Below are 20739 nucleotides of genomic sequence, written 5' to 3' on the forward strand. Positions count from 1 at the left end.
CCGGTCGAGCGGATGATGCGCGACGCCAAGATCACCCAGATCTACGAGGGCACCAACCAGGTCCAGCGCATCGTGATGGCCCGCCAACTGCTCAAGGACTGACGACGGAGGGCTCCGCCCGGCGGCAACGGCCACCGGGCGGAGCCCTTCTCTCCGTTCGATCAGTTGGTCGCGTCGTCGCGTCGCGGCAGGCTGCCAGGCGGTGCCGACCAGGGCGACGTCCCACTGGTACGCCGGGGCAGCGGCTCGGTCGGCGTGTCGTCCGGGTCCGGGTAGCCGAGGCTCAGCGGCTCGGTGTCCCGTTCCGCCGCCTGCGGGGGCGGCCACTCGGTCACCGGCAGGTCCTGGGTCGTCGCCTCGGTCTGCGGCGGCACCACCGGTGCGGGCGTCGGCCAGCGCCGCCACCGCTGCCCGCTGAACGTCGCCATCAGCAGCAACAGGCCGATCAGGAACAGGGTGCCGTTCTGCACCGGCAACCGCAGCGGCAGCGGGTCGCCGAGGAACTCCCAGTCGGCCGGGATGCGCTCGCGTACCCGGAAGGGCGCGACGAACAGCCCGATGTACGGGGTGATCAGCAGCAGCCCGGCCACCAGCGGGCCGAGCGGTGAGATGCGCAGTGTGCCGAGCAGGCCCAACACGATTCCGCCGACGGCGAGATAAACGGCCGGTTCGATCAGGTTTGCCGTGTTCGAGGTGCCGATCTCCACCCACCGGTCGACCGTCCCGGCCGACCCGTCCTGCCCCAGGGTGACCAGCACCCAGGTGACCGGTGCCACCACCAGCCCGGCGAGGAAGCTCCACAGATGTCGCATCCGCGCACCGTACCGTTTCCGCCATGACCGAGCACCTCTCCGCCGCGCCACCAGGCAAGCCGACGTCGTACTCCCGGGTGACCCTCAGCCGGATCATGACGGCGGTCGACGTGAACCTCTACGGCACCGTGCACGGCGGGGTGTTGATGAAGTTCGTGGACGACGTCGCCGGTGCCGCCGCGGCTCGACACAGCGGAGGTACGGCGGTCACCGCCGCGATCGACGAGATCGTCTTCTCCGAGCCGGTCCGGGTCGGCGACCTGATCCACGCGTACGCCCAGATCAACTGGACCGGGTCGACGTCGATGGAGGTCGGCGTACGGGTGATGGCCGAGCGCTGGGACTCGGCCGAGGCGGAGGCGGTGCGGGTGGCCACCGCGTACCTCGTCTTCGTCGGCGTCGAGGTGGGCGGCGCGCCACGGGCGGTGCGACCGGTCCTGCCGGAGACGCCGGAGGACGAACGTCGCTGGCGTGAGGCGGAGATCCGCCGCGCCCACCGGCTGGCCCGCCGCCGCGCCATCCAGGATGCCCGGGGTGAGTCCGGCTGAGCGGTTTGTGTTAGCAGGGGACCCCGGTACTACCGCAGGCGTTAATAAGGTGCCCTTCCTTAAGATGACGCCACGGCCCACGGCACAGCGTCGTGCCGGGCCAGGGGAGGAGTGGACCAGTGACGGACGTGCTGTGGACGCCGCCGGCGGACGTGCTCCAGCGCTCACGCATCGGGACGTACCTGCGGTGGCTGGCCGAGCACCGAGGGCTCGAATTCGCCGACTACGAGGCGCTCTGGCAGTGGTCGGTCACCGACCTGGACGCCTTCTGGCGCTCGATCTGGGACCACTTCGAGGTCGTCGCGCACACCCCGCCGACCGCCACGCTGGCCTCGCGTGACATGCCGGGGGCGCGGTGGTTCCCCGACGCCACGCTCAACTACGCCGAGAACGTGCTGCGGATGCCCGGCCGCGCCGACGACGACCCGGTGGTGATCGCGTACTCGCAGACCCGCGCGCCGGTCACGCTGACCGCCGCCGAGCTGCGCGAGCAGGTCCGCCGGGTGGCCGCCGGGCTGCGCCGGCTCGGCGTGGGCACCGGCGACCGGGTGGCCGCGTACGCGCCGAACATCCCCGAGACGTACGTGCTGCTGCTGGCCACGGCCAGCCTCGGGGCGACCTTCTCCTCGTGCGCGCCGGAGTTCGGCACCCGCAGCGTCACCGACCGCTGGCAGCAGATCGAGCCGACCGTACTGGTCGCGGTGGACGGCTACCGCTACGGCGACAAGCCGGTGGACCGGCGTACCGAGGTGGCCGCGATCCGGGCCGCGCTGCCGTCGCTGCGGCACACGGTGAGCATCGCCTACCTCGACCCGTCGGCCCCGCCTCCGGCGGACGCGCTCTCCTGGGCCGACCTGGCCGCGCCGACCGACGAGCCGGCGGCGTTCACCCCGGTCCCGTTCGACCACCCGCTGTACGTGCTCTACTCCTCGGGCACCACCGGCCTGCCCAAGCCGATCGTGCACGGGCACGGCGGCATCCTGCTGGAGCATCTCAAGATGCTCGCCCTGCACCACGACCTCGGTCCGGCCGACCGATTCTTCTGGTTCACCACCACCGGCTGGATGATGTGGAACTTCCTGGTCTCCGGCCCGGCGGTGGGCGCGACGATCGTGCTGTTCGACGGCAACCCGGGCCACCCGGACCTGGGCGTGCTGTGGCGGTTGGCCGAGGAGACCGGCACCACCTACTTCGGCACCTCGGCGCCGTACCTGCTGGCCTGTCGCAAGGCGGGCCTGGTGCCGCGTGAGATCGCCGACCTGTCCGCGCTGCGCGGGCTGGGATCGACCGGTGCGCCGCTGCCAGCCGAGGGCTTCAGCTGGGTGTACGAGTCGGTCGGCACCGACCTGCAACTCCAGTCCCTGTCCGGCGGCACCGACGTGTGCACCGGTTTCGTCGGCGGGGTGCCGCTGTTACCGGTGCACGCCGGTGAGATCACCTGCCGGGCGCTCGGCGCCAGGGTGGAGGCCCGCTCGGCCGACGGCACCCCGGTCATCGGCGAACTGGGCGAACTGGTCATCACCGCACCGATGCCCAGCATGCCGGTGGGCTTCTGGAACGACCCCGACGGAAGCCGCTACCGGGAGGCGTACTTCGACGTCTATCCCGGAGTCTGGCGACACGGCGACTGGATCACCATCAACGCGCGCGGCGGCTGCGTGATCACCGGTCGCTCCGACGCCACCCTGAACCGGGGCGGCGTCCGTCTGGGCACCGCCGAGTTCTACTCGGTCGTGGAGGGGCTGGACGAGGTCGTCGACTCGGTGGTCGTGCACCTGGAGGACGACGAGGGCGGCGCCGGTGAGCTGCTGCTCTTCGTGGTGCTCGCCGACGGCCTGACCCTCGACGACGCCCTGCGCGCGACGATCTCCCGCGAGCTGCGGACCGCCCTCTCACCCCGGCACGTCCCCGACGAGATCCACCAGGTCCGCGCGGTGCCCCGCACCCTGTCCGCGAAGAAGCTGGAGGTTCCGGTCAAGAGGATCCTCACCGGCACCCCGGTCGACCAGGCCGCCGCCAAGGGCGCCCTGGCCAACCCCGACTCCCTGACCGCCTTCGCCACCCTCGCCCAATCCCGCCCCACCCCCTAACCCGCCCCACCCCGATCCACCCCCACCCCCACCCCCACCCCCACCCTCGCCCCCCACCCTCGCCCCGTTGATCAAGAGGTTTGCGTCGGGCTCGGGCGGGATTTTGACGCAAACCCCTTGATCAACGAGCTTCCGCGTCCGTCGTGTACGGCCTGCCCGTCGATCATGGACTTGGGGTGGGGGCGAAAGGGTTGAATGTGGTCGGAACGCCAGCCGTAACTCCATGATCGACGGAGGTGTGTCCCCGTCCCGCCTGTCCGTTGTCGATGACCGGGGCGGGCTTCCCTGTCCAGTTCGTGATCACGCTCGATCCAGGATCGGGTGGTTTCGCAGTCGCCGGGATACCACTCGATCCTGGATCGAGCGGGCGGTTCGGCGGGGTGGCGCGGCGTGCGGCAAGGCGCGGTGGGGCGGCGCGACGGTGCGGCGTGCTGGACGGTGACGGTGCGGCGGGACGGCGCGGCGTGCGGAATGACGGCGGTGCGGAATGACGGCGGTGCGGCGTGCGGAATGACGGCGGTGCGGAATGACGGCGGCGCGGCGTGCGGAATGACGGCGGTGCGGAATGACGGCGGTGCGGAATGACGGCGGTGCGGCGTGCGGTGCGGCGGCGGGGTGGTGGGGAGCTGGCGGGGAAGGGCTCAGGGAAGGGTTCGGGTGGCCCTCTCGGTGGTGGCTCGGGTGGGTAGGCGGGCGTGGTCGGGGTGGGCGCAGAGGACGGTCGACGCGCGCGCGGTGAGCGGGGCCAGCAGCCAGTCGACCGGGTCGGGCAGGGCGTCCACGTCGATCAGGACCCGCTCGCCCGGCGAGATACCCAGCGCGGTCGCGCGGGCGGTCGCCCGCTCACGCAGCGTGACGTGGTCCGACCCGCCGGGCGGGTACGCGCCGAAGTGGTCGCCGTGTGCGCGGACCTCGGTGACGAAGTCGGCGAAGCCGGACGGCACCTCCCGCAGCGGCAGCGCGAACGGGTGCAGGGCGAGCGCGTACCGGTCGGCGGCCGACCAGGCGTCCGCCTCGGCGGCCCGGTCGGCGGTGGCGAACAGGACGTCCACGGCACCCGGGCGATCCGCCACGGTCAGGCCGGCCGACCAGCAGCCGAGCAGCACGGCGGCGGTCTGCCAGTGTGGTGGTAGCAGCACCGCCGCGGTGTCACCGGGGCCGAGCGACAGTTCGTCGACGAGCAGGTTGGCGGTCTTGGCCACCCAGTTCGTCAGCGTGGCGCCGGAGAGTTCGGTGCGCTCGCCGGTCGCGTCGTCGTACCAGGTGAGCAGCGGGCGGGTCGGGTCGGTCGCGATTGCGTCGGGCAGGACGCGGGCAATGTTGTCGGCCATCGGCGCGAACGATACGCCGCCGCTGCCCGTACTCGATGACAGTCACAAGTCGGCGAACCGTCGGGTCGGAGTCAGCGTCCGTACTCGGCACCGGCGTAGGCTTGCCCGAAGTGTTGTTCCCCACAGTCCCGCCACCACAAGGAGTCGCCCCGTGACCGCCGGTCGCCCGCCCCGCGTGCTCATCGACGCCACGAGTGTCCCCGCCGACCGCGGGGGCGTCGGTAGATACGTCGACGGCCTGCTCGGCGCCCTCGGCAAGGTGTGCGGGTCGGCGGTGGAACTGGTCGTGGTCAGTCTCCGCACCGACCTGGACCGCTATCGCCGGATGCTGCCCGGAGCCGAGATCGTCCCCGCGCCCGCCGCCGTCGCGCACCGTCCCGCCCGGCTCGCCTGGGAGCAGACCGGCCTGCCGCTGCTCGCGCAGCAGGTCGGTGCCGAGGTGCTGCACTCGCCCTTCTACACCTGTCCGTTGCGGGCCGGCTGCCCGGTCACGGTGACCCTGCACGACGCCACCTTCTTCACCGAGCCGGAGCACTACGACAAGTCCCGCCGGACGTTCTTCCGCAGCGCGATCAAGACCTCGCTGCGCCGCGCCAACCGGGTGATCGTGCCGAGCAAGGCCACCCGGGACGAGCTGATCCGGCTGCTGGACGCGGACCCGACCCGGATCGACGTGGCCTACCACGGTGTCGACCACGACGCCTTCCACGCCCCCGGCGACGAGGAGAAGGCCCGGGTGCGCGCCCGGCTGGGCCTGGGCGGCAGCAGCTACGTGGCCTTCCACGGCGCGAAGGAACCGCGCAAGAACGTGCCGAACCTGATCCGTGGTTGGGCACGGGCGGTCGCCGACCGGGAGGACCCGCCCGCGCTGGTGATCGCCGGTGGTCAGGGGCACGACGACGACATCGACCGGGCCGCCACCGAGGTGCCGTCGCACCTGCGGCTGCTGCGCCCCGGTTACCTGCGCTACGCCGACCTGCCCGGCTTCCTCGGTGGTGCCCTGGTGGCCGCCTATCCGTCCTACGGGGAGGGTTTCGGTCTGCCGGTGCTGGAGGCGATGGCGTGCGCCGCGCCGGTGCTCACCACGCCCCGCCTGTCGCTGCCCGAGGTGGGCGGCGACGCGGTGGCGTACACCAGTGAGGACCCGGACCAGATCGCCACCGACCTGGCCGCGTTGCTCGACGACGAGCCGCGCCGGTTGTCGCTGGCCAAGGCCGGTTTCGACCGGGCCAAGGAGTTCACCTGGGAGTCGAGCGCCGAGGTGCACATCGCCGCGTGGTCACGGGTGCGGGCCTGACGGTGGCAACCCGGCACCCGGGGCGGGCGGTTCGGGCATGATGTCCTGGTGATCTATGTCGTCATTCCGGCGGGTGGCAGCGGCACAAGGCTGTGGCCGCTGTCCCGCTCCGGCCACCCCAAGTTCCTCCACCCGTTCACCGGCACCCCGGCCTCGTTGCTCCAGGCGACGGTGGAGCGGGCCGCGCCGCTGACCACTCCGGAGCGGACCATGGTGGTCACCGGGGCCGCGCACGCGGCGGCGGTGGCCCGCCAGTTGACCGGCGTCCCCGAGGAGAACATCCTCATCGAGCCGTCGCCGCGCGACTCCTGCGCGGCCATCGCGCTCGCCGCGGCGGTGATCGCGGTCCGGGACCCGGACGCGGTGATGGGATCGTTCGCGGCGGACCACCTCATCGGTCAGCCGGAACAGTGGGTGGAGACGGTCCGGGCGGCGGTCCGGGGCGCGGACCAGGGTCTGCTGATGACCGTCGGCATCACGCCGACCCGGGCGGAGACCGGCTACGGGTACCTCCAGACCGGTGACCCGGTGGGTGACGGTCCGATGCGTCCGGTCGTCGAGTTCAAGGAGAAGCCGAACGCCGAGGTCGCCGAGGCGTACGTCCGATCCGGCCGGTACCTGTGGAACGCTGGCATGTTCGTCTGGCGGGTGTCGGCGTTCCTCGCCGAACTGGCCCGCCAGCAGCCCGCCCTGCACACCGGGGTGACCGCGATCGCGGCGGTGTGGGGCACGCCCGAGCAGGACGACGTGCTCGGCGCGGTCTGGCCGACGCTGCCGAAGATCTCGGTCGACTACGCGGTGATGGAGGGTGCGGCGAGCGCCGGCCGGGTCGCCACGGTGCCGGGCGACTTCCGCTGGAACGACGTGGGTGACTTCCACACCCTCGGTGAGGTGTTGCCGACCGACGACGACGGCAACGTGGTGCTCGGTGGCGACGTCAAGTCCGAGGTGCTGTTGCGGGACAGCAGCGGCTGTGTGGTGGTGCCGCAGTCCGGGCGCATGGTGGCCGGTGTCGGCGTGCACGACCTGATAGTGGTCGACACGCCGGACGCGCTGCTGGTCTGCCCGCGCGGACGCGCCCAGGACGTCAAGGCGATCGTGGACGAGCTCAAGGCACGAGGTGAGGACAAGCTCGTCTGAACGCGGCCAGCCCGGGCGGGATGAGCCGGGCGGTCCCGCCGGCCAGCGGTTGCGGTAGCTGGTCCGGCGGGAACCAGCCGAGCGCCTCGGACTCCGCGCTGACCGTCTCCACCGCGCCGGGCGGGGCGAAGACGGCGAAGCGTACGTCGTGGTGCAGGGATCCGCCCTGGCAGCCGACCTCGTGCACGTCCACGTCGATCGGCACCGGGTCGACCCTCAGGCCGGTGATGCCGGACTCCTCGGTCGCCTCGCGGAGCGCGGCCCCGGCCAGCGTCCGGTCACCCGACTCGCAGTGCCCGCCGAGTTGCACCCAGCGGTGGAACTTGCGGTGCAGGCAGAGCAGCACCCGGGTGCCGGTCGCGTCGAAGAGCAGGGCGCTGGCGGTGACGTGTCCGGCCCGGTGCTCGCGGCTCATCGCGACCGGTCCGGCGGTCAGCAGGTCGAGGGTGCGGTCCCGGGCGGTCGCGGCGTCCGGGCTGGTCGGCGTCCACCCGGTGAGGACCGCCGACGCGTCGGTGTGCAGTGCGGGCCAGCCGTCCGCCGGGGCCTGCGGGTGCTCGTCGGTTGCATGAGGCGTCGACACGGCCCCTCCTTCCGTCCCGCACAGCGTACGGGCGGTCGGGAGGGGAGTGGCGGGGCGGGACGGCGGACGACCGGGTGGCACCCCTGCGGAAGCGTGAGCCGCAGACCCTCGTATGGTGCCGCCCGGCCGTGCCTTCCCCGGCCCCCGGACTCCGCTGTGGGGCGACACGCGATGCGTGCTGTCCCTGCGGCACGCAGAGCATGGCGGACCCGGGTGCCGGGAGTCGAGGTCTTTTAGCCCACGCTTAACAGACCAAGGCAATGTGTCCCAGGTAAAGTGCCAAGCGTCGCCGGGCGTCCCTCAGTCGGGTGACGGGGAGTCGTTCCATGCTGAAGATCCATTTCTCCGGCGAGGACATCCTCCGGACCAGAGTCGCTCCGGCTGCGGACCCGATCTGGGAAGTGGTGCTGAGCCTGCACCTGCTGCCCGGACGCAGCCGGGACCCACTGCTCGCCGGGTGGCGACGTGAGGTCATGCGCGGCCTACGCCGGCAGGATGACGCCGACGGGCTGCGGTTGCTGCTGGCGTTGAACCCGCCGCGTGGCTACTTCCCGGACTTCCTCACCCCGTACGAGAGTGTCGGCGGGTTCGAGGCCGGGATGGAGGCGCTGCGGCGTACCCCTGCGACGTTGCTGCACCGCGACCTGAGCCGGCTGGCCAGCGGTCGGAGCCTGCCCACCGGGGCCGACGCCCTGGCCCGGGGTGAGCCGCGGGCGTTGGACGACCTGACTGACGCGATGAGCCGGTACCGCGACCTGGCCCTCGGTCCCTACTGGGAGCGGGTGCAGGCGGCGGTGGACGCCGACCGGAGCCGGCGGGCGCGGGCCATGCTCGACGGCGGCATCGAGGGCCTGCTGACCTCTCTGCGGCCGGGTGTGCGCTGGGAGTCCGGTGTGCTGCACATCCCCGACTATCCGAACAGCCGCGAACTGCACCTGCTGGGGCGGGGGCTGCTGCTGGTGCCGTCGTACTTCTGCGCGAAGACACCGGTGGCGCTGGTCGACCCGGAGTTGCCGCCGGTGCTGGTCTATCCGGTGGACCGGCTGGGCGGACTGGTCGCCGACGAGGTCGACGGGACCGGCACCGGCCACAAGGCGTTGGCCGCGCTGCTCGGCCGGACCCGGGCCGCGGTGCTGGCGGCCACCGACGGCGGGTGCAGCACCGGCGAGCTGGCCCGCCGGTTGCGGATCTCGGCGGCGGCGGCCAGCCAGCACACCACCGTGCTGCGCAACGCCGGCCTGCTGGTGAGCCACCGCGACCGCAACACCGTCCTGCACACCCCCACCCCGCTGGGGCGCGCCCTGCTCAACCCCTGACCGACGGGCTCGGCGGCGGGCCCCCGGAGGGGCGGCGGCGGGCCCTCAGAGGGCCAGGGAGGCGGCAGCGGTGGTGGCCGGCGGCGGGGGGAGGAGTTGGGAGGGGACTTGGTGGGCCGCGAGGGCGGTCCGCAGGCGTTGCACATCGGTGCCGAAACGGACCAGTTGGACCGTGCCGACCGGGGTGGGCGGGGAGCACAGCACCAGACCGGTGGCGCGGTCCGGCCAGCCGGGCACGGTGGTGACCAGTCCGGCGCGTACGTCGTCGTCGACGACCTGGGTGAACACCGTGCCGGGCGCCACGACGTCGACGACCGAGGCGATCGCCGCGGCGACCACCGCCGGGTCGGGGCGTACCTCGCCGGGGCGGTCCGGCAGGTGTGCGGCCTCGGTCAGCCCGGCCGCCCGGGCCTCGGCGGTGCCGAGCGAGAACAGGTCCATCGACGCGTCCCGGACCAGGACCCGCGCACCGTCGCCGTCGTCGTCCTGCCCGGCGGTCAGATAGCCCCGGACCACCGCGACCGGCATCTGGTCGCACTTGCCCTTGATCAGTTCGCCCGCGCCGGCCAACTCGTCGACCACGGCCATCTGGGTCAACACCAGCTCGTTGCCGTACGGGTCGACCTCACCCCGGTGGTCCCGGATCGCGTCCATCCCGGCCACGCCGAGGGCCACGTCGGTGAGCCCGTTGCGCCACGGCCGACCCATGGTGTCGCTGATGATCACGGCGACGTTCACGCCGTGACGGGCCCGCAGGCCGGCGCGCAGTGCCCGGGCCGAGGCGTCCGGGTCCTCCGGGAGCAGCACCAGCCGGGTCTTGTCGACGTTCGAGGCGTCGATGCCGGCGGCCGCCATCACGAAGCCGTGCCGGGTCTGCACGATCCGGGTCGGGCCGCGCGACGCCACCACCCGGACCGTCTCCGAGGCCAGCACCTCGTCCCGGGCGGCCTGCCGCTCCGGGCCGTCGGCCGGTACGTCCACCAGCCGCCCCTCCGCCTTCGAGACGATCTTGCTGGTCACCACCAACACGTCGCCGTCGCGCAGCCAGGGTGCCGCGCCGCCGATCAGCGCCGCCAGGTCGTCACCCTCGGTCACGTGGCCGATGCCCGGCACCGGCAGGATCTCCAGTCTCACGTCAACTCCACCGCGGCGCGGACCATCGCCGCCGTCGCCGCCTCGTCGGTCATCCGCAGCGGCACCGCGCGTACGGTCACGTCCGGCACCTGGGTGCCCGCATCCTCCTCGGCGACCAGCCATCCGTCGAGCAGGCCACCGGTGGCCCGGCTGCCGTACAGCCCGCCGACCCCGGCGGCGGTGCACGGCACGCCGACCACGGAGAGGCACCGGTCCGCCATCCCGCGCACCGGCGCGCCACCGATGATCGGCGACACCCCGACCACCGGTGCCGGACCGCTGGTCAGCGCCTCCCGCACGCCCGGCACGGCGAGGATCGGCGCGATGCTGACCACCGGGTTGCTCGGTGCCACCAGCACCACGTCGGCACCGGCGATGGCCTCCGTCACGCCGGGCGCCGGCTTCGCGGTCTCTGCGCCGACGAAGACGAACCGGTGCGTCGGCACCTGGGCGCGGTACCGGATCCACCACTCCTGGAAGTGGATCGCCCGCTGCCCGTCGGCGCCGTCGCCGGCTTCGTCGGGCGGGGTCACCACCACGTGCGTCTCCAAGCGGTCGTCGGTCGCCGGCAGCAGGCGTACGCCGGGCTGCCAGCGGGTCGCCAACGCCTCGGTCACCTGGTGCAGCGGATAACCGGCGTCGAGCATGGTGGTGCGTACCAGATGGGTGGCCAGGTCCTTGTCGCCCAGCCCGAACCAGCTCGGCTCGGCGCCGTACGCGGCCAGCTCGGTCTTGACCGTCCAGCTCTCGCCGGTACGACCCCAGCCGCGCTCGGGGTCGGCCCCGCCGCCGAGGGTGTACATGACGCTGTCCAGGTCCGGGCAGACCCGGAGCCCGTGCAGGCGCAGATCGTCGCCGACGTTGACCACGGCGGTCACCTCGGCACCCACCTCACGGGCGTACGCACGCACCCCGAGCAGGAACCGGGCACCCCCGATTCCGCCGGTCAGAACCACGACACGCATCAGCCCATCCTCGCCTACGTGACGCCTCCGACGGCCAGTCGCCCGGGGAGACTAGGCTCACGTCGGCATCTGTCCGCTTTCGCCCCCAGGGAGAGTTCGTGACCAGCCCCGTGGAGCATCCGCCCACCGACCCGACCCCGGCCCGTCAGGTGACCGGGCCGCTTCGGGAACTCGTCGCCCTCGTGCTCCTGGGGGCTAACGCCGTCTTCCTCTTCGTCGCGCTGATCCGGTTGATCACCCCGCAGGGCCCCTACAGCACGGTGACCGGCCGGGCGGGCAGCGCGTTCTTCGGCTTCGTCGGGCTGGAGGCGATCGTCCTGCCACTGCTGGCGGTGCTGCTCGCCACCCACCTCGCCCCGGTGGTCGGCAAGGCGAAGCTGATCACGCAGGCGGCCCTGATCGAGTACGGGTTCAGCGTCGTGCTCGGCGGCCTGACGCTGTTGATCTGGACGGTCGGTCGGCTGGCCGAGGCGGAGATCTTCGACGCCCTGACCGGCGTCATGGCCCGGGCGGCCTGGGTGGCGTTGTTCGGCGCGGCGGCGTACGTGGTCTGGACCGTCTGGCGGCGGCTCTATCACGTGCCCAAGCCCAAGCAGGAGCCTGGCCTGTACGGCACCCCGCAGCAGGGCTGGGGCCCGCAGGGCAACCCGGGACAGCCCGGCGGCTACCCGGGTGGGTGGCAGCAGCAGCCCGGTCCGGGTGGCGGTTGGGCCGGTGGCGAGCAGCCCGGCGGTTACCCCGGCCAGGCCGGCTACCCGGGCGCGGGTCAGCCCGGCGGTTACCCCGGTCAGCCGAGCGGTTACCCGGGCGAGCAGCCGAGCGGATACCCCGGCGGCCAGCCGGGCGGGGACCAGCCGGGCTGGCCGGTGGCGGGCCAGGCGCCCGGCGGGCCGCCGTCCGCCCCGCACACCTGGCCGCCGCACGCCCAGCCGGTCGTGCCGCCGCAGCCGCCGGCGCCGACCTCTCCGGCGGCGCCGCCGTTCGGGCAGCCCCCGTCGGCCGACCCGACCCAGACCATCCCGCGTCAGGGCACCGAGCCGGGCCAGGCGGTGCCGCCGCCGGGCGAGGGTGACCGCACCCAGCGGATCGATCCGGGCGACAAGCCCGCCTGACCGGCATTTGACCAGCCGGGCGGCCGGGTGCGGTTGCCCACGTGGGGGGTGTGCGGCCGGCGACAGCGCCTAGGCTGGGCGGATGGTTGATCGCAGCGAGCCTGGGCCTGCGGAGGCGGCCGTCCGGCGGGCCCTGCGCCGGGCCGCCGCCGGCCGGGCGCTCGACGTCGACGAGGCGTCCGCACTGCTGAGCGCCCGCGGCACCGCCCTCACCGAGTTGCTCGACGTCGCCGGGGCGATCCGCGACGCCGGCCTGCGTGACGCCGGGCGGCCGGGCGTGGTCACGTACTCGAAGAAGGTCTTCGTGCCGCTGACCCGGCTCTGCCGGGACCGCTGCCACTACTGCACCTTCGCCACGGTGCCGCACCGGCTGCCGGCGGCGTTCCTCGACCGCGACGAGGTGCTCGCCATCGCCCGCGCCGGTGCGGCCCAGGGTTGCAAGGAGGCGCTGTTCACCCTCGGCGACCGGCCGGAGGAGCGCTGGCCGGCGGCCCGGCAGTGGTTGGACGAGCGGGGCTACGAGTCCACCCTGGACTACCTGCGGGCCTGCGCGGTCGCGGTGCTGGAGGAGACCGGCCTGCTGCCGCACCTGAACCCGGGCGTGCTCTCCTGGTCGGAGTTGCAACGGCTCAAGCCGGTCGCGCCCAGCATGGGGATGATGCTGGAGACCACCGCGACGCGGCTCTGGTCGGAGCCGGGCGGTCCGCACTACGGCTCGCCCGACAAGGAACCGGCGGTGCGGTTGCGGGTGCTCGACGACGCCGGCCGGGTCGGCGTCCCGTTCACCACCGGCATCCTGATCGGCATCGGCGAGACGCCCGCCGAACGGGTGGACGCGATCTTCGCCATCCGGCGGGCACACCGGGAGTACGGCCACCTCCAGGAGGTGATCGTGCAGAACTTCCGCGCCAAGCCGGACACCGCGATGCGCGGGATGCCGGACGCGGAACTGCACGACCTGGCGGCCACCGTCGCGGTGGCCCGGCTGCTGCTCGGCCCGAAGGCCCGCATCCAGGCGCCGCCGAACCTCATCGCCGGTGAGTACGACCTGCTGCTGCGGGCCGGAATCGACGACTGGGGCGGTGTCTCCCCGGTGACCCCGGACCACGTCAACCCGGAACGCCCGTGGCCGCAGCTCGACGAGTTGGCAAAACGCACCGCCGCGGCCGGGTTCGCACTACGCGAGCGGCTGACCGTCTACCCGGAGTACGTCCGGGCCGGTGAGCCGTGGCTGGACCCGCGCCTGCTGCCGCACGTCACCGCGTTGGCCGAGCCGTCGACCGGGCTCGCCGTGGAGTCGGCCCGGCCGGTCGGTCGCCTCTGGCAGGAGCCGGACGAGACCTTCGGCGGGCGGACCGACCTGCACGTCGACATCGACCGCACGGGACGGACCGAGGACCGGCGGGGCGACTTCGACCACGTCTACGGGGACTGGTCGGAAGTGGCGGCCAAGGTCGCCGTACCGCCGTCGGACGCCGGCCCGGCCGGTCGGTCGGTCGCCGTCGGCTCCGGCGACGCCGACCTGCGGGCCGGGCTGCGGCTGGCCGCCGAGAACCCGGCGGCGCTGCTCGAACCCCGGCACGCCGACGCCGCGATGGCGCTGTTCGGCGCGGACGGCCCGGCCCTGGACGAACTCTGCCGCCGCGCCGACGACCTGCGCCGGGACGCGGTCGGCGACGACGTCACGTACGTCGTCAACCGCAACATCAACTTCAGCAACGTCTGTTACGTGGGCTGCCGGTTCTGTGCCTTCGCGCAGCGGGAGCGGGACGCCGACGCGTACCGGCTGTCGGTGGAGCAGGTCGCCGACCGGGCGCTCCAAGCGTGGGACGCCGGAGCCGGTGAGGTCTGCATCCAGGGCGGCATCGACCCGAAGCTGCCGGTCACCATCTATGCCGACCTGGTCCGGGCGATCAAGGCGCGGGTGCCCCGGATGCACGTGCACGCCTTCTCCCCGATGGAGATCGTCACCGCCGCCGCGAAGGCCGGGGTGCCGGTGAAGGAGTGGCTGACCGGGCTGCGCGAGGCCGGGCTGGACACCATCCCGGGGACGGCGGCGGAGATCCTCGACGACGAGGTGCGCTGGGTGCTCACCAAGGGCAAACTGCCCACCGCCGCCTGGGTCGAGGTGGTCAGCACCGCCCACGAACTGGGCATCCGGTCCAGCTCCACGATGATGTACGGCCACGTGGACCATCCCGGGCAGTGGTTGGCGCACTTCCGGGTGCTGGCCGGCGTGCAGGACCGCACCGGCGGGTTCACCGAGTTCGTGGCGCTGCCCTTCGTGCACACCAACGCCCCGATCTATCTGGCCGGTATCGCCCGGCCGGGGCCGACCTGGCGGGAGAACCGGGTGGTGCACGCGATGGCCCGGGTGCTGCTGCACGGGCGGATCGACAACATCCAGTGCTCCTGGGTGAAGCTGGGTGACGAGGGCACGGTGGAGATGCTCCGCAGCGGCTGCAACGACCTGGGCGGCACGTTGATGGAGGAGACCATCTCGCGGATGGCCGGCTCGGGCAACGGCTCGGCGCGTACCGAGGAGCAGTTGCGGGCGATCGCGACGGCGGCCGGTCGTCCGGCGCGTAGGCGTACGACTGCGTACGGTCACGTCAGCGCCTAGCGTCGAACCTTCGCGCGTCCCCGGCCGTACCTGTCGATGCCGGCGGCGGGATCGGCGAGGACCGCCGCCGGCACCTGAGATTCGGGGGCCTGCGCGGTCCGTGCGGCGATCCCCGTCCGTCCTTGCGGGCGCGTGCGCGCCGCCGGAAAGGTTGGCCATGATCACTGAGAGAAGGCGGACGCGGCAGTGGCCGCGACTGACCCGCCGGCAGACGTTGACGGCCGCGGCCAGCGCCACGCTCGGCGCGGCAGCCCTCGCGGTGCCGGGGCTCTCGGCCGCCGGAGACGACGACAAGGGGACCGCGGCCGGCGCGGACGAGACGATCGTGGTGCACCTGCGCGACGCCCGCTCCGGCACCATGGACGTCTTCGTCGGCCAGTCCCGCATCGAGGTGCGCGACCGTGGTCTGGCGGACCGGCTGCGCAAGGCCGCCACACGCCGCTGAACGTGTCCACCCGACCTCCGCCCGCCACGCCGGGCGTCCCCGACCGCCGCGCCCGTCACCGGCGCTGAGCGGTCACCCGCCGCCGCCGTACGGGCGGTCGTGTACTCCGGTCCGGCGCGGGCTCTCGGCGCCCGGCCGTCCATCCAATGCACACTTTCGCCCAGTGAGGTGGGTTCGTCATGTCTTCACACCGCGAAGCGCCGGAGATCGCCAAGGATCCGGTCGCCGATTCGTCGGACCTGTACGCCTTCGTCACGCCGGACCGCCCGGACACGGTGACGCTGATCGCCAACTACGTGCCGTTGCAACTGCCCTCCGGGGGGCCGAACTTCTTCGAGTTCGGCGACGACGTGCGCTACGAGATCCACATCGACAACAACGGTGACGGTCAGCCGGACGTCACTTACCGTTTCGAATTCACCACCGAAATCACGAACGCGAACAGTTTTCTCTACAACACCGGGCCGATCGATTCGCTGGACAGCGAGAACTGGAACCGGCGGCAGTTCTACAGCCTGACCCGGATCGCCGGTGGGCGGGAACAGCGGCTGGCGCGCAAGCTGCCCTGCCCGCCGTGCAACGTCGGCCCGCTCTCCACGCCGAAGTACGGCGATCTGGTCCGCCAGGCCACCTTCTCGCTCTCCACCGGGGAGAAGGTCTTCGCCGGACAGCGCGCCGACGGGTTCTTCGTCGACCTCGGGGCGATCTTCGACCTCGGCACGCTGCGCCCGTTCCAGCAGTTGCATGTGGCCGGGAAGAAGATCTTCCAGGAGCCGGGCCAGCCGGTGAACGCCACCGACCGGCTCAACGTGCACAGCCTGGCCATCCAGGTGCCGCTGGACCGGGTGCGCCGCAAGGTGAACCGCTACCACTGGCAGGAGCCCGCCTCGGTGATCGGGGTCTGGACCTCGGCGTCGCGCCGCCAGGTGCGGGTGCTCGGCGACAGGGTGGCGGCGGACACGAGCACCGGGCCGTTCACGCAGGTGTCCAGGTTGGGCAACCCACTGTTCAACGAGGTCATCGTGCCGATGGCGCAGAAGGACCTGTGGAACACCCTGCCGCCGTCGGAGGACAAGCGGTTCGCCCAGTTCGTCGAGCGGCCCGAGTTGGCGGCCCTGCTGCCGGTGCTCTACCCGGACGTCTTCCCGAACCTGGACAAGCTGAACAAGTCCGAGAAGGCGCGGGCGGACCTGGTCGCCATCCTGCTCACCGGTGTCCCGGAGGGGCTGATCGACGGCTTCACCAACGCCACCGGCGAGGTGCAGGCCGACATGCTCCGGCTGAACACCGCGATCCCGCCGGCCCGCCGCCCGAACCGCAACGGCGTACTCGCCGGTGACCTGGCCGGCTTCCCCAACGGCCGGCGGGTCACCGACGACGTGGTGACGATCGCCCTGCGCGCCATCGCGGGCCTGACGGTGCCGCTGGTGGACCGGAAGTTCCAGCCGGACGAGGCGGCCGCCGCGGTGACCCCGGGGCTGAGCGCCGCCGACGTGACCGCGCCCTTCCTGCGCAACTTCCCCTTCCTCGGTACGCCCTACGACGGCTTCAACAACCCGGGAGTGTCGGCATGAGCGAGCGCAGCGAGCGAATCATCGGCGCAGTGGTGTGCCGGCGCGGAGCGAAGCGGAGGACGGCATGAGCGAGCGCAGCGAGCGAATCATCGGTGCCGTCGGTTCTCGTGCCGGCGCGGAGCGAAGCGGAGTGTCGGCATGAGCGAGCATGTGCACACATACGGTCCGACGGGGACCGGTACTGTTGTGCTTGACCTGGGCGGGGACACCGGTGCCCTGATCGTGCACACCGGACGCCACCTGCTCGGCCGGGAGATCGAGGTCAGCCGGCCGGACCACGACGGCGAGCCGCGGACCCACTCCGCCGTACGCGAGCGGCAGGTCCTGGACGGCACCTTCCACAGTGCGGTCTACCCGGACCTACCGGCAGGTACCTATACCGTCTGGTGGGACGACGATACGCCGGCCGGGACGGTTCGGGTGGCCGGTGGAGTGGTCACCGAATTCACCTGGCCCACCAGCCCTTCCGGGGCCTCTGACTGACGGCTCAGGCTTCCGCACGACCGCGCCCCGTCCACGATGTGGACGGGGCGCGGTCGTCGTCTGCCCGGTCGATGGGCGGTCTCGGTCAAGTCGGGCTAACCTTGCGGGTCAAGATCAACCGATCTTGACGGGTGGCCTCCCGAAGGCCGACGCGGGGCGAGATCACCCCTGTCTCGGGTCGCGCGCCACGGGAGAAAACTCGGGCAACTCGCCGGAGAGGGCGTTACTCGGCCGGGGTCTGAATCGATAGGGCAGGGCGAGACCGGGTGCGTGTCGGGAGGGCGACTCCATTATCAAGTTTGGCTTGACGCCGCACGCATTACACGCGTGTAATTTGAATGGGGTTGTTCGCACGAACCGCAGCAAACGGGACCGGACGGACAAGCACGCCTTTCGCGTGGGGGGTTGCAGCGGCGATGGCGCCGGTGCGCGACAAGGAGGCAATTGATGGACGGCCAGCTCGAGGCGGCCGACCTGCTCGGAAACGCGCCGGAGTGGCAGGAGCGAGCGCTCTGCTCGCAGACCGACCCGGAGGCGTTCTTTCCCGAGAAGGGCGGCTCGACCCGCGAAGCGAAGCGCATCTGCTCGCGGTGCGAGGTCAAGACCGAATGCCTCGAATACGCTCTCGGCCACGACGAGCGGTTCGGGATCTGGGGTGGGCTCTCCGAGCGTGAGCGGCGCAAGCTCAAGCGGCGAGCAGCCTGAGTCGTCGGGAAGGGACGGTCGGGGGACGTCCCGCCCCGGGGATGACGACGCGCCGTGGGGGGTCACGGCGATCGGGTCAGGCCAACTCGTCCGGGTCGACGCCGAGCAGGTTCGCCACCTGCTCGATGATCACGTCGTGCACCAGGTCGGCGAGATCCTCGCGGTCCATCGCCCGGAACTCCAGCGGACGCCGGTACAGCACGATCCGGGGTGGCACCTCCTGGCGTCCCGGTCGACCCGGCAGCAGCCGGGCCAACGGCACCTCGCCGTCCTCCAGCACGTCGGTGTCATAGACGTTGAGGTCCGGCGGGACGTCCTCGACAGCGAACTCCACCCCGGCGAGTTCCTTGGCGAAGCGACGCTCCAGCGTCTCGACGGTGTCCAGCACCAGATCGTCGAAGATCTCCGCCTTGGTGCGCGCCAACGGCACGGTGGCCGGCACCAGCCGCCCGCGCAGACCGCGCCCGTGCCGGTCGCGGTGCGCCCGCCGGCCGGGGCCGGGGCGGCGGTTCTCCGGACTCGTCATGAGCCAAAGGGTAGCCGCCATCGCGCCCCTGCCCGCAGCAGCGCCGGTACCTGGCGCGCCGCGTCCCGGGCCGAAATGTGATCACCAAGACGGGCGTGTCGTAACGCGAACCGGTGCGCCGGACCCGGTAATGGGGATACCCTGCGCCCGTGAGGTCACCACGGCGCTGCTCCCGTAACGGCTGCCCCCGGCAAGCGGTCGCCACGCTGACCTATGTCTACAACGAGTCGACGGCCGTGGTGGGCCCGCTCGCCGCCTTCGCCGAACCGCACACGTACGACCTGTGCGAGCCGCACGCCCGGAGCCTGACCGCCCCGCGTGGCTGGGAGGTGGTCCGGCACGAGGGCGAGTTCGAGCCCCCGCCGCCCACCACCGACGACCTGGTCGCACTGGCCGAGGCAGTCCGCGAAGCCGCTCGCCCGGCCCCCCGCCCTCCGCAGGACGACCAGGCCCAGCAGGCCGCACCCCCCACCACCTCGTCCCGCCGAGGTCACCTCCGCGTAATCCCCCCCACCCACTAACCCCCCCCACCCCACGCGCGCTCCGCGCTCCGCGCCCTGCCCTGCGGCGTTGATCAAGAAGTTTGCGTCAATTCCTGGCGGCTGGGCCGACCAAACTTCTTGATCAACGCGTCAAGGCGGGGAAGGCGGGGGAGGGGAGGGGGCTGGGTCAGTGGCCTAGGAGGCGGGAGAAGGTGGCGGCGCGGCGGGATGCCCGGCCGGTACGGGACTCGCGTTCGTCGGCGGAGAGCATCAGACGGAGGCCGGCGTTGACCGCGAGCCAACGCAGGGGCTCCGGCTCCCATCGGGGCGAGCGGTGGTTGACCCAGGGCAGGCGGGTCAGCTCGGTCGGTTCGTTACGGATCAGGTCGGCCAGCGTACGACCGGCCAGGTTGCTGGTGCCCACCCCGTCGCCGACGTACCCGCCGGCCCAGCCCAGCCCGTCGGCACGGTGGTAGCCGACCGAGGCCGACCAGTCCCGGGCCACCCCGAGCGGACCGCCCCAGGTGTGCGTGACCGGCACCTCCGGGCCGAGCGCCGGGAAGAGGTCGCCGAGCGTACGCCGGAGTGCGGCGAAGACCCGTGGCTCCCGGTCGTAGTCGGCGCGGACCCGCGAGCCGAAGTGGTACGGGGCACCCCGCCCGCCGAAGGCGAGCCGGCCGTCGGCGGTGCGTTGGCCGTAGATGATGACGTGCCGGTGGTCGGAGAACGTCTCCCGCTCGGCCAGCCCGATCTCGGCCCAGGTCTCGTCGGGCAGCGGCTCGGTGGCGATCATCAGTGAGTAGACCGGGGCGAGGGCCCGCCGGTGCCCGGTCAGCCCCGGCGTGTAACCCTCGGTCGCCCGGATCACCACCGGGGCGCGTACGGTGCCGGCCGGGGTGACCGCCGCGCGGGGCCGGATCTCGGTGACCGGGGTGCGTTCGTGGATCGTCACGCCCCGGCGTTCCACGGCGCTGGCCAGGCCACGCACCAGTCGCGCCGGGTGCACGGCCGCGCAGTGCGGCGTGTAGGTGGCGGCGCGTACCCCGCTGGCACCGCACCTGCCCACGGCCTCGGCCGGGCCGAGCAGGTCCAGGTCCTCCGGACCGAACCCGAACTCCCGCGCCTCCGCCACCGCCGCCTTGGCCCGCTGCACCTGCGGCGCGCTGCGGGCCAACACCACCGTGCCACCGTACGACCAGTGGCAGTCGATGCCCTCGGTGGCGACCACCCGGCCGACCTCGCGGACCGTGTCGTGCATGGCGTGCTGCATGGCGATCGCGGCGTCCCGGCCGTGCCGCCGGGCCAGCCCGGTCAGCGAGGTGGGCAGCAGCGCGGAACACCAGCCGCCGTTACGCCCGGAGGCGCCGAAGCCGGCCACCTGGCGTTCCAGGACCACGATCCGCAGGGCCGGCTCTGCCTCGGCGAGGTAGTACGCCGTCCACAGCCCGGTGTACCCCGCGCCCACGATGACCACGTCCGCGACGGTGTCACCGGCCAACGGCGGGCGCGGGGTCAACGGCTCGTCCACAGTGGACAGCCAGTACGACAGGTCCTGGTAGGCCACCACCGCCTC

20 protein-coding genes are annotated in these 20739 nt (G+C 72.5%); 13 read left to right on the plus strand and 7 right to left on the minus strand.

The window, feature by feature from the left end:
* On the plus strand, positions 1-102 hold a 102-nt coding region (locus ACZ31C_RS22990; protein ID WP_350700720.1), incomplete at its 5' end, for an acyl-CoA dehydrogenase family protein.
* A 59-nt stretch (positions 103-161) separates the two neighbouring features.
* Here ACZ31C_RS22990 and ACZ31C_RS22995 read toward each other — a convergent pair.
* Positions 162-812 carry a hypothetical protein gene (locus ACZ31C_RS22995; protein WP_465797023.1) on the minus strand — a complete coding sequence of 217 codons (651 nt, stop codon included), beginning with the start codon at positions 810-812 and terminating at the stop codon, positions 162-164.
* 23 nt (positions 813-835) lie between these two features.
* Between ACZ31C_RS22995 and ACZ31C_RS23000 the strand changes: the two genes are divergently transcribed.
* Positions 836-1360 carry an acyl-CoA thioesterase gene (locus tag ACZ31C_RS23000; protein WP_449956786.1) on the plus strand — a complete coding sequence of 175 codons (525 nt, stop codon included), beginning with the start codon at positions 836-838 and terminating at the stop codon, positions 1358-1360.
* A 119-nt stretch (positions 1361-1479) separates the two neighbouring features.
* Positions 1480-3450 (plus strand): acetoacetate--CoA ligase, encoded by a 1971-nt coding sequence (locus ACZ31C_RS23005; RefSeq protein ID WP_465797024.1) that lies wholly within the window; start codon positions 1480-1482, stop codon positions 3448-3450.
* A 641-nt stretch (positions 3451-4091) separates the two neighbouring features.
* Here the strand turns inward: ACZ31C_RS23005 and ACZ31C_RS23010 are convergent.
* On the minus strand, positions 4092-4781 hold the full coding sequence (locus ACZ31C_RS23010) for a TIGR03089 family protein (RefSeq protein WP_465797025.1): 690 nt from the start codon (positions 4779-4781) through the stop codon (positions 4092-4094).
* Positions 4782-4932: 151 nt separating this feature from the next.
* On the opposite strand from ACZ31C_RS23010, the gene ACZ31C_RS23015 reads away from it, so the two are divergent.
* Entirely contained in the window at positions 4933-6078 is a 1146-nt protein-coding gene (locus tag ACZ31C_RS23015) for a glycosyltransferase family 4 protein (RefSeq protein WP_350700632.1), read from the plus strand.
* 48 nt (positions 6079-6126) lie between these two features.
* Positions 6127-7218, plus strand: coding sequence for a mannose-1-phosphate guanylyltransferase (locus ACZ31C_RS23020; RefSeq protein ID WP_396740533.1), 1092 nt, complete (start codon positions 6127-6129; stop codon positions 7216-7218).
* Here ACZ31C_RS23020 and ACZ31C_RS23025 read toward each other — a convergent pair.
* Positions 7187-7801 (minus strand): NUDIX hydrolase, encoded by a 615-nt coding sequence (locus ACZ31C_RS23025; protein ID WP_465797026.1) that lies wholly within the window; start codon positions 7799-7801, stop codon positions 7187-7189. The two genes, ACZ31C_RS23020 and ACZ31C_RS23025, sit on opposite strands and share 32 nt — an antisense overlap.
* Before the next feature lie 326 nt (positions 7802-8127).
* On the opposite strand from ACZ31C_RS23025, the gene ACZ31C_RS23030 reads away from it, so the two are divergent.
* Positions 8128-9117 (plus strand): ArsR/SmtB family transcription factor, encoded by a 990-nt coding sequence (locus tag ACZ31C_RS23030; RefSeq protein ID WP_465797027.1) that lies wholly within the window; start codon positions 8128-8130, stop codon positions 9115-9117.
* Positions 9118-9162: 45 nt separating this feature from the next.
* Here the strand turns inward: ACZ31C_RS23030 and ACZ31C_RS23035 are convergent, their stop codons facing one another.
* Complete coding sequence (locus ACZ31C_RS23035; protein ID WP_465797028.1) at positions 9163-10251, minus strand: coenzyme F420-0:L-glutamate ligase; 1089 nt, start codon at positions 10249-10251, stop codon at positions 9163-9165.
* Positions 10248-11216 carry a 2-phospho-L-lactate transferase gene (gene cofD / locus ACZ31C_RS23040; RefSeq protein ID WP_465797029.1) on the minus strand — a complete coding sequence of 323 codons (969 nt, stop codon included), beginning with the start codon at positions 11214-11216 and terminating at the stop codon, positions 10248-10250. The genes ACZ31C_RS23035 and cofD overlap by 4 nt, the downstream gene beginning before the upstream one ends.
* Before the next feature lie 98 nt (positions 11217-11314).
* Here cofD and ACZ31C_RS23045 point away from each other — a divergent pair, with 98 nt between their 5' ends.
* The 6 genes from ACZ31C_RS23045 (at position 11315) to ACZ31C_RS23070 (ending at position 18158) form a co-directional block, all read left to right on the plus strand.
* Positions 11315-12328, plus strand: coding sequence for a hypothetical protein (locus tag ACZ31C_RS23045; RefSeq protein WP_465797030.1), 1014 nt, complete (start codon positions 11315-11317; stop codon positions 12326-12328).
* Between the two features lie 82 nt (positions 12329-12410).
* Entirely contained in the window at positions 12411-14951 is a 2541-nt protein-coding gene (locus tag ACZ31C_RS23050; protein ID WP_465797031.1) for a bifunctional FO biosynthesis protein CofGH, read from the plus strand.
* A 157-nt stretch (positions 14952-15108) separates the two neighbouring features.
* A complete protein-coding gene (locus ACZ31C_RS23055) occupies positions 15109-15396 on the plus strand; it encodes a hypothetical protein (RefSeq protein ID WP_350700618.1) in 288 nt (95 codons plus the stop codon).
* A gap of 179 nt (positions 15397-15575) precedes the next feature.
* A complete protein-coding gene (locus tag ACZ31C_RS23060; protein ID WP_465797032.1) occupies positions 15576-16970 on the plus strand; it encodes a DUF4331 domain-containing protein in 1395 nt (464 codons plus the stop codon).
* Positions 16971-17156: 186 nt separating this feature from the next.
* The gene (locus tag ACZ31C_RS23065) at positions 17157-17453 is read left to right on the plus strand and encodes a phospholipase (protein WP_396740521.1); all 297 of its coding nucleotides are present in this window, start codon (positions 17157-17159) and stop codon (positions 17451-17453) included.
* A gap of 447 nt (positions 17454-17900) precedes the next feature.
* Complete coding sequence (locus tag ACZ31C_RS23070; RefSeq protein WP_013731688.1) at positions 17901-18158, plus strand: WhiB family transcriptional regulator; 258 nt, start codon at positions 17901-17903, stop codon at positions 18156-18158.
* Positions 18159-18234: 76 nt separating this feature from the next.
* On the opposite strand, the gene ACZ31C_RS23075 is transcribed toward ACZ31C_RS23070, so the two are convergent.
* Entirely contained in the window at positions 18235-18684 is a 450-nt protein-coding gene (locus ACZ31C_RS23075) for a metallopeptidase family protein (protein ID WP_117229420.1), read from the minus strand.
* A gap of 149 nt (positions 18685-18833) precedes the next feature.
* Here ACZ31C_RS23075 and ACZ31C_RS23080 point away from each other — a divergent pair, with 149 nt between their 5' ends.
* Positions 18834-19205: a DUF3499 domain-containing protein gene (locus ACZ31C_RS23080; RefSeq protein ID WP_396740519.1), complete on the plus strand. Its 372-nt coding sequence runs from the start codon at positions 18834-18836 to the stop codon at positions 19203-19205.
* Between the two features lie 148 nt (positions 19206-19353).
* Here the strand turns inward: ACZ31C_RS23080 and ACZ31C_RS23085 are convergent, their stop codons facing one another.
* A complete protein-coding gene (locus ACZ31C_RS23085; protein ID WP_465797033.1) occupies positions 19354-20730 on the minus strand; it encodes an NAD(P)/FAD-dependent oxidoreductase in 1377 nt (458 codons plus the stop codon).
* Positions 20731-20739 lie beyond the last annotated feature (9 nt).

Source organism: Micromonospora sp. NPDC023869 (genome assembly GCF_055559695.1).

Coding starts and splice junctions, on each gene's coding strand:
- ACZ31C_RS22995 (WP_465797023.1), bottom strand. CDS start 812: ATGCGACATCTGTGGAGCTTCCTCGCCGGGCTGGTGGTGGCACCGGTC.
- ACZ31C_RS23000 (WP_449956786.1), top strand. CDS start 836: ATGACCGAGCACCTCTCCGCCGCGCCACCAGGCAAGCCGACGTCGTAC.
- ACZ31C_RS23010 (WP_465797025.1), bottom strand. CDS start 4,781: ATGGCCGACAACATTGCCCGCGTCCTGCCCGACGCAATCGCGACCGAC.
- ACZ31C_RS23030 (WP_465797027.1), top strand. CDS start 8,128: ATGCTGAAGATCCATTTCTCCGGCGAGGACATCCTCCGGACCAGAGTC.
- cofD (WP_465797029.1), bottom strand. CDS start 11,216: ATGCGTGTCGTGGTTCTGACCGGCGGAATCGGGGGTGCCCGGTTCCTG.
- ACZ31C_RS23050 (WP_465797031.1), top strand. CDS start 12,411: ATGGTTGATCGCAGCGAGCCTGGGCCTGCGGAGGCGGCCGTCCGGCGG.
- ACZ31C_RS23055 (WP_350700618.1), top strand. CDS start 15,109: ATGATCACTGAGAGAAGGCGGACGCGGCAGTGGCCGCGACTGACCCGC.
- ACZ31C_RS23060 (WP_465797032.1), top strand. CDS start 15,576: ATGTCTTCACACCGCGAAGCGCCGGAGATCGCCAAGGATCCGGTCGCC.
- ACZ31C_RS23070 (WP_013731688.1), top strand. CDS start 17,901: ATGGACGGCCAGCTCGAGGCGGCCGACCTGCTCGGAAACGCGCCGGAG.
- ACZ31C_RS23075 (WP_117229420.1), bottom strand. CDS start 18,684: ATGACGAGTCCGGAGAACCGCCGCCCCGGCCCCGGCCGGCGGGCGCAC.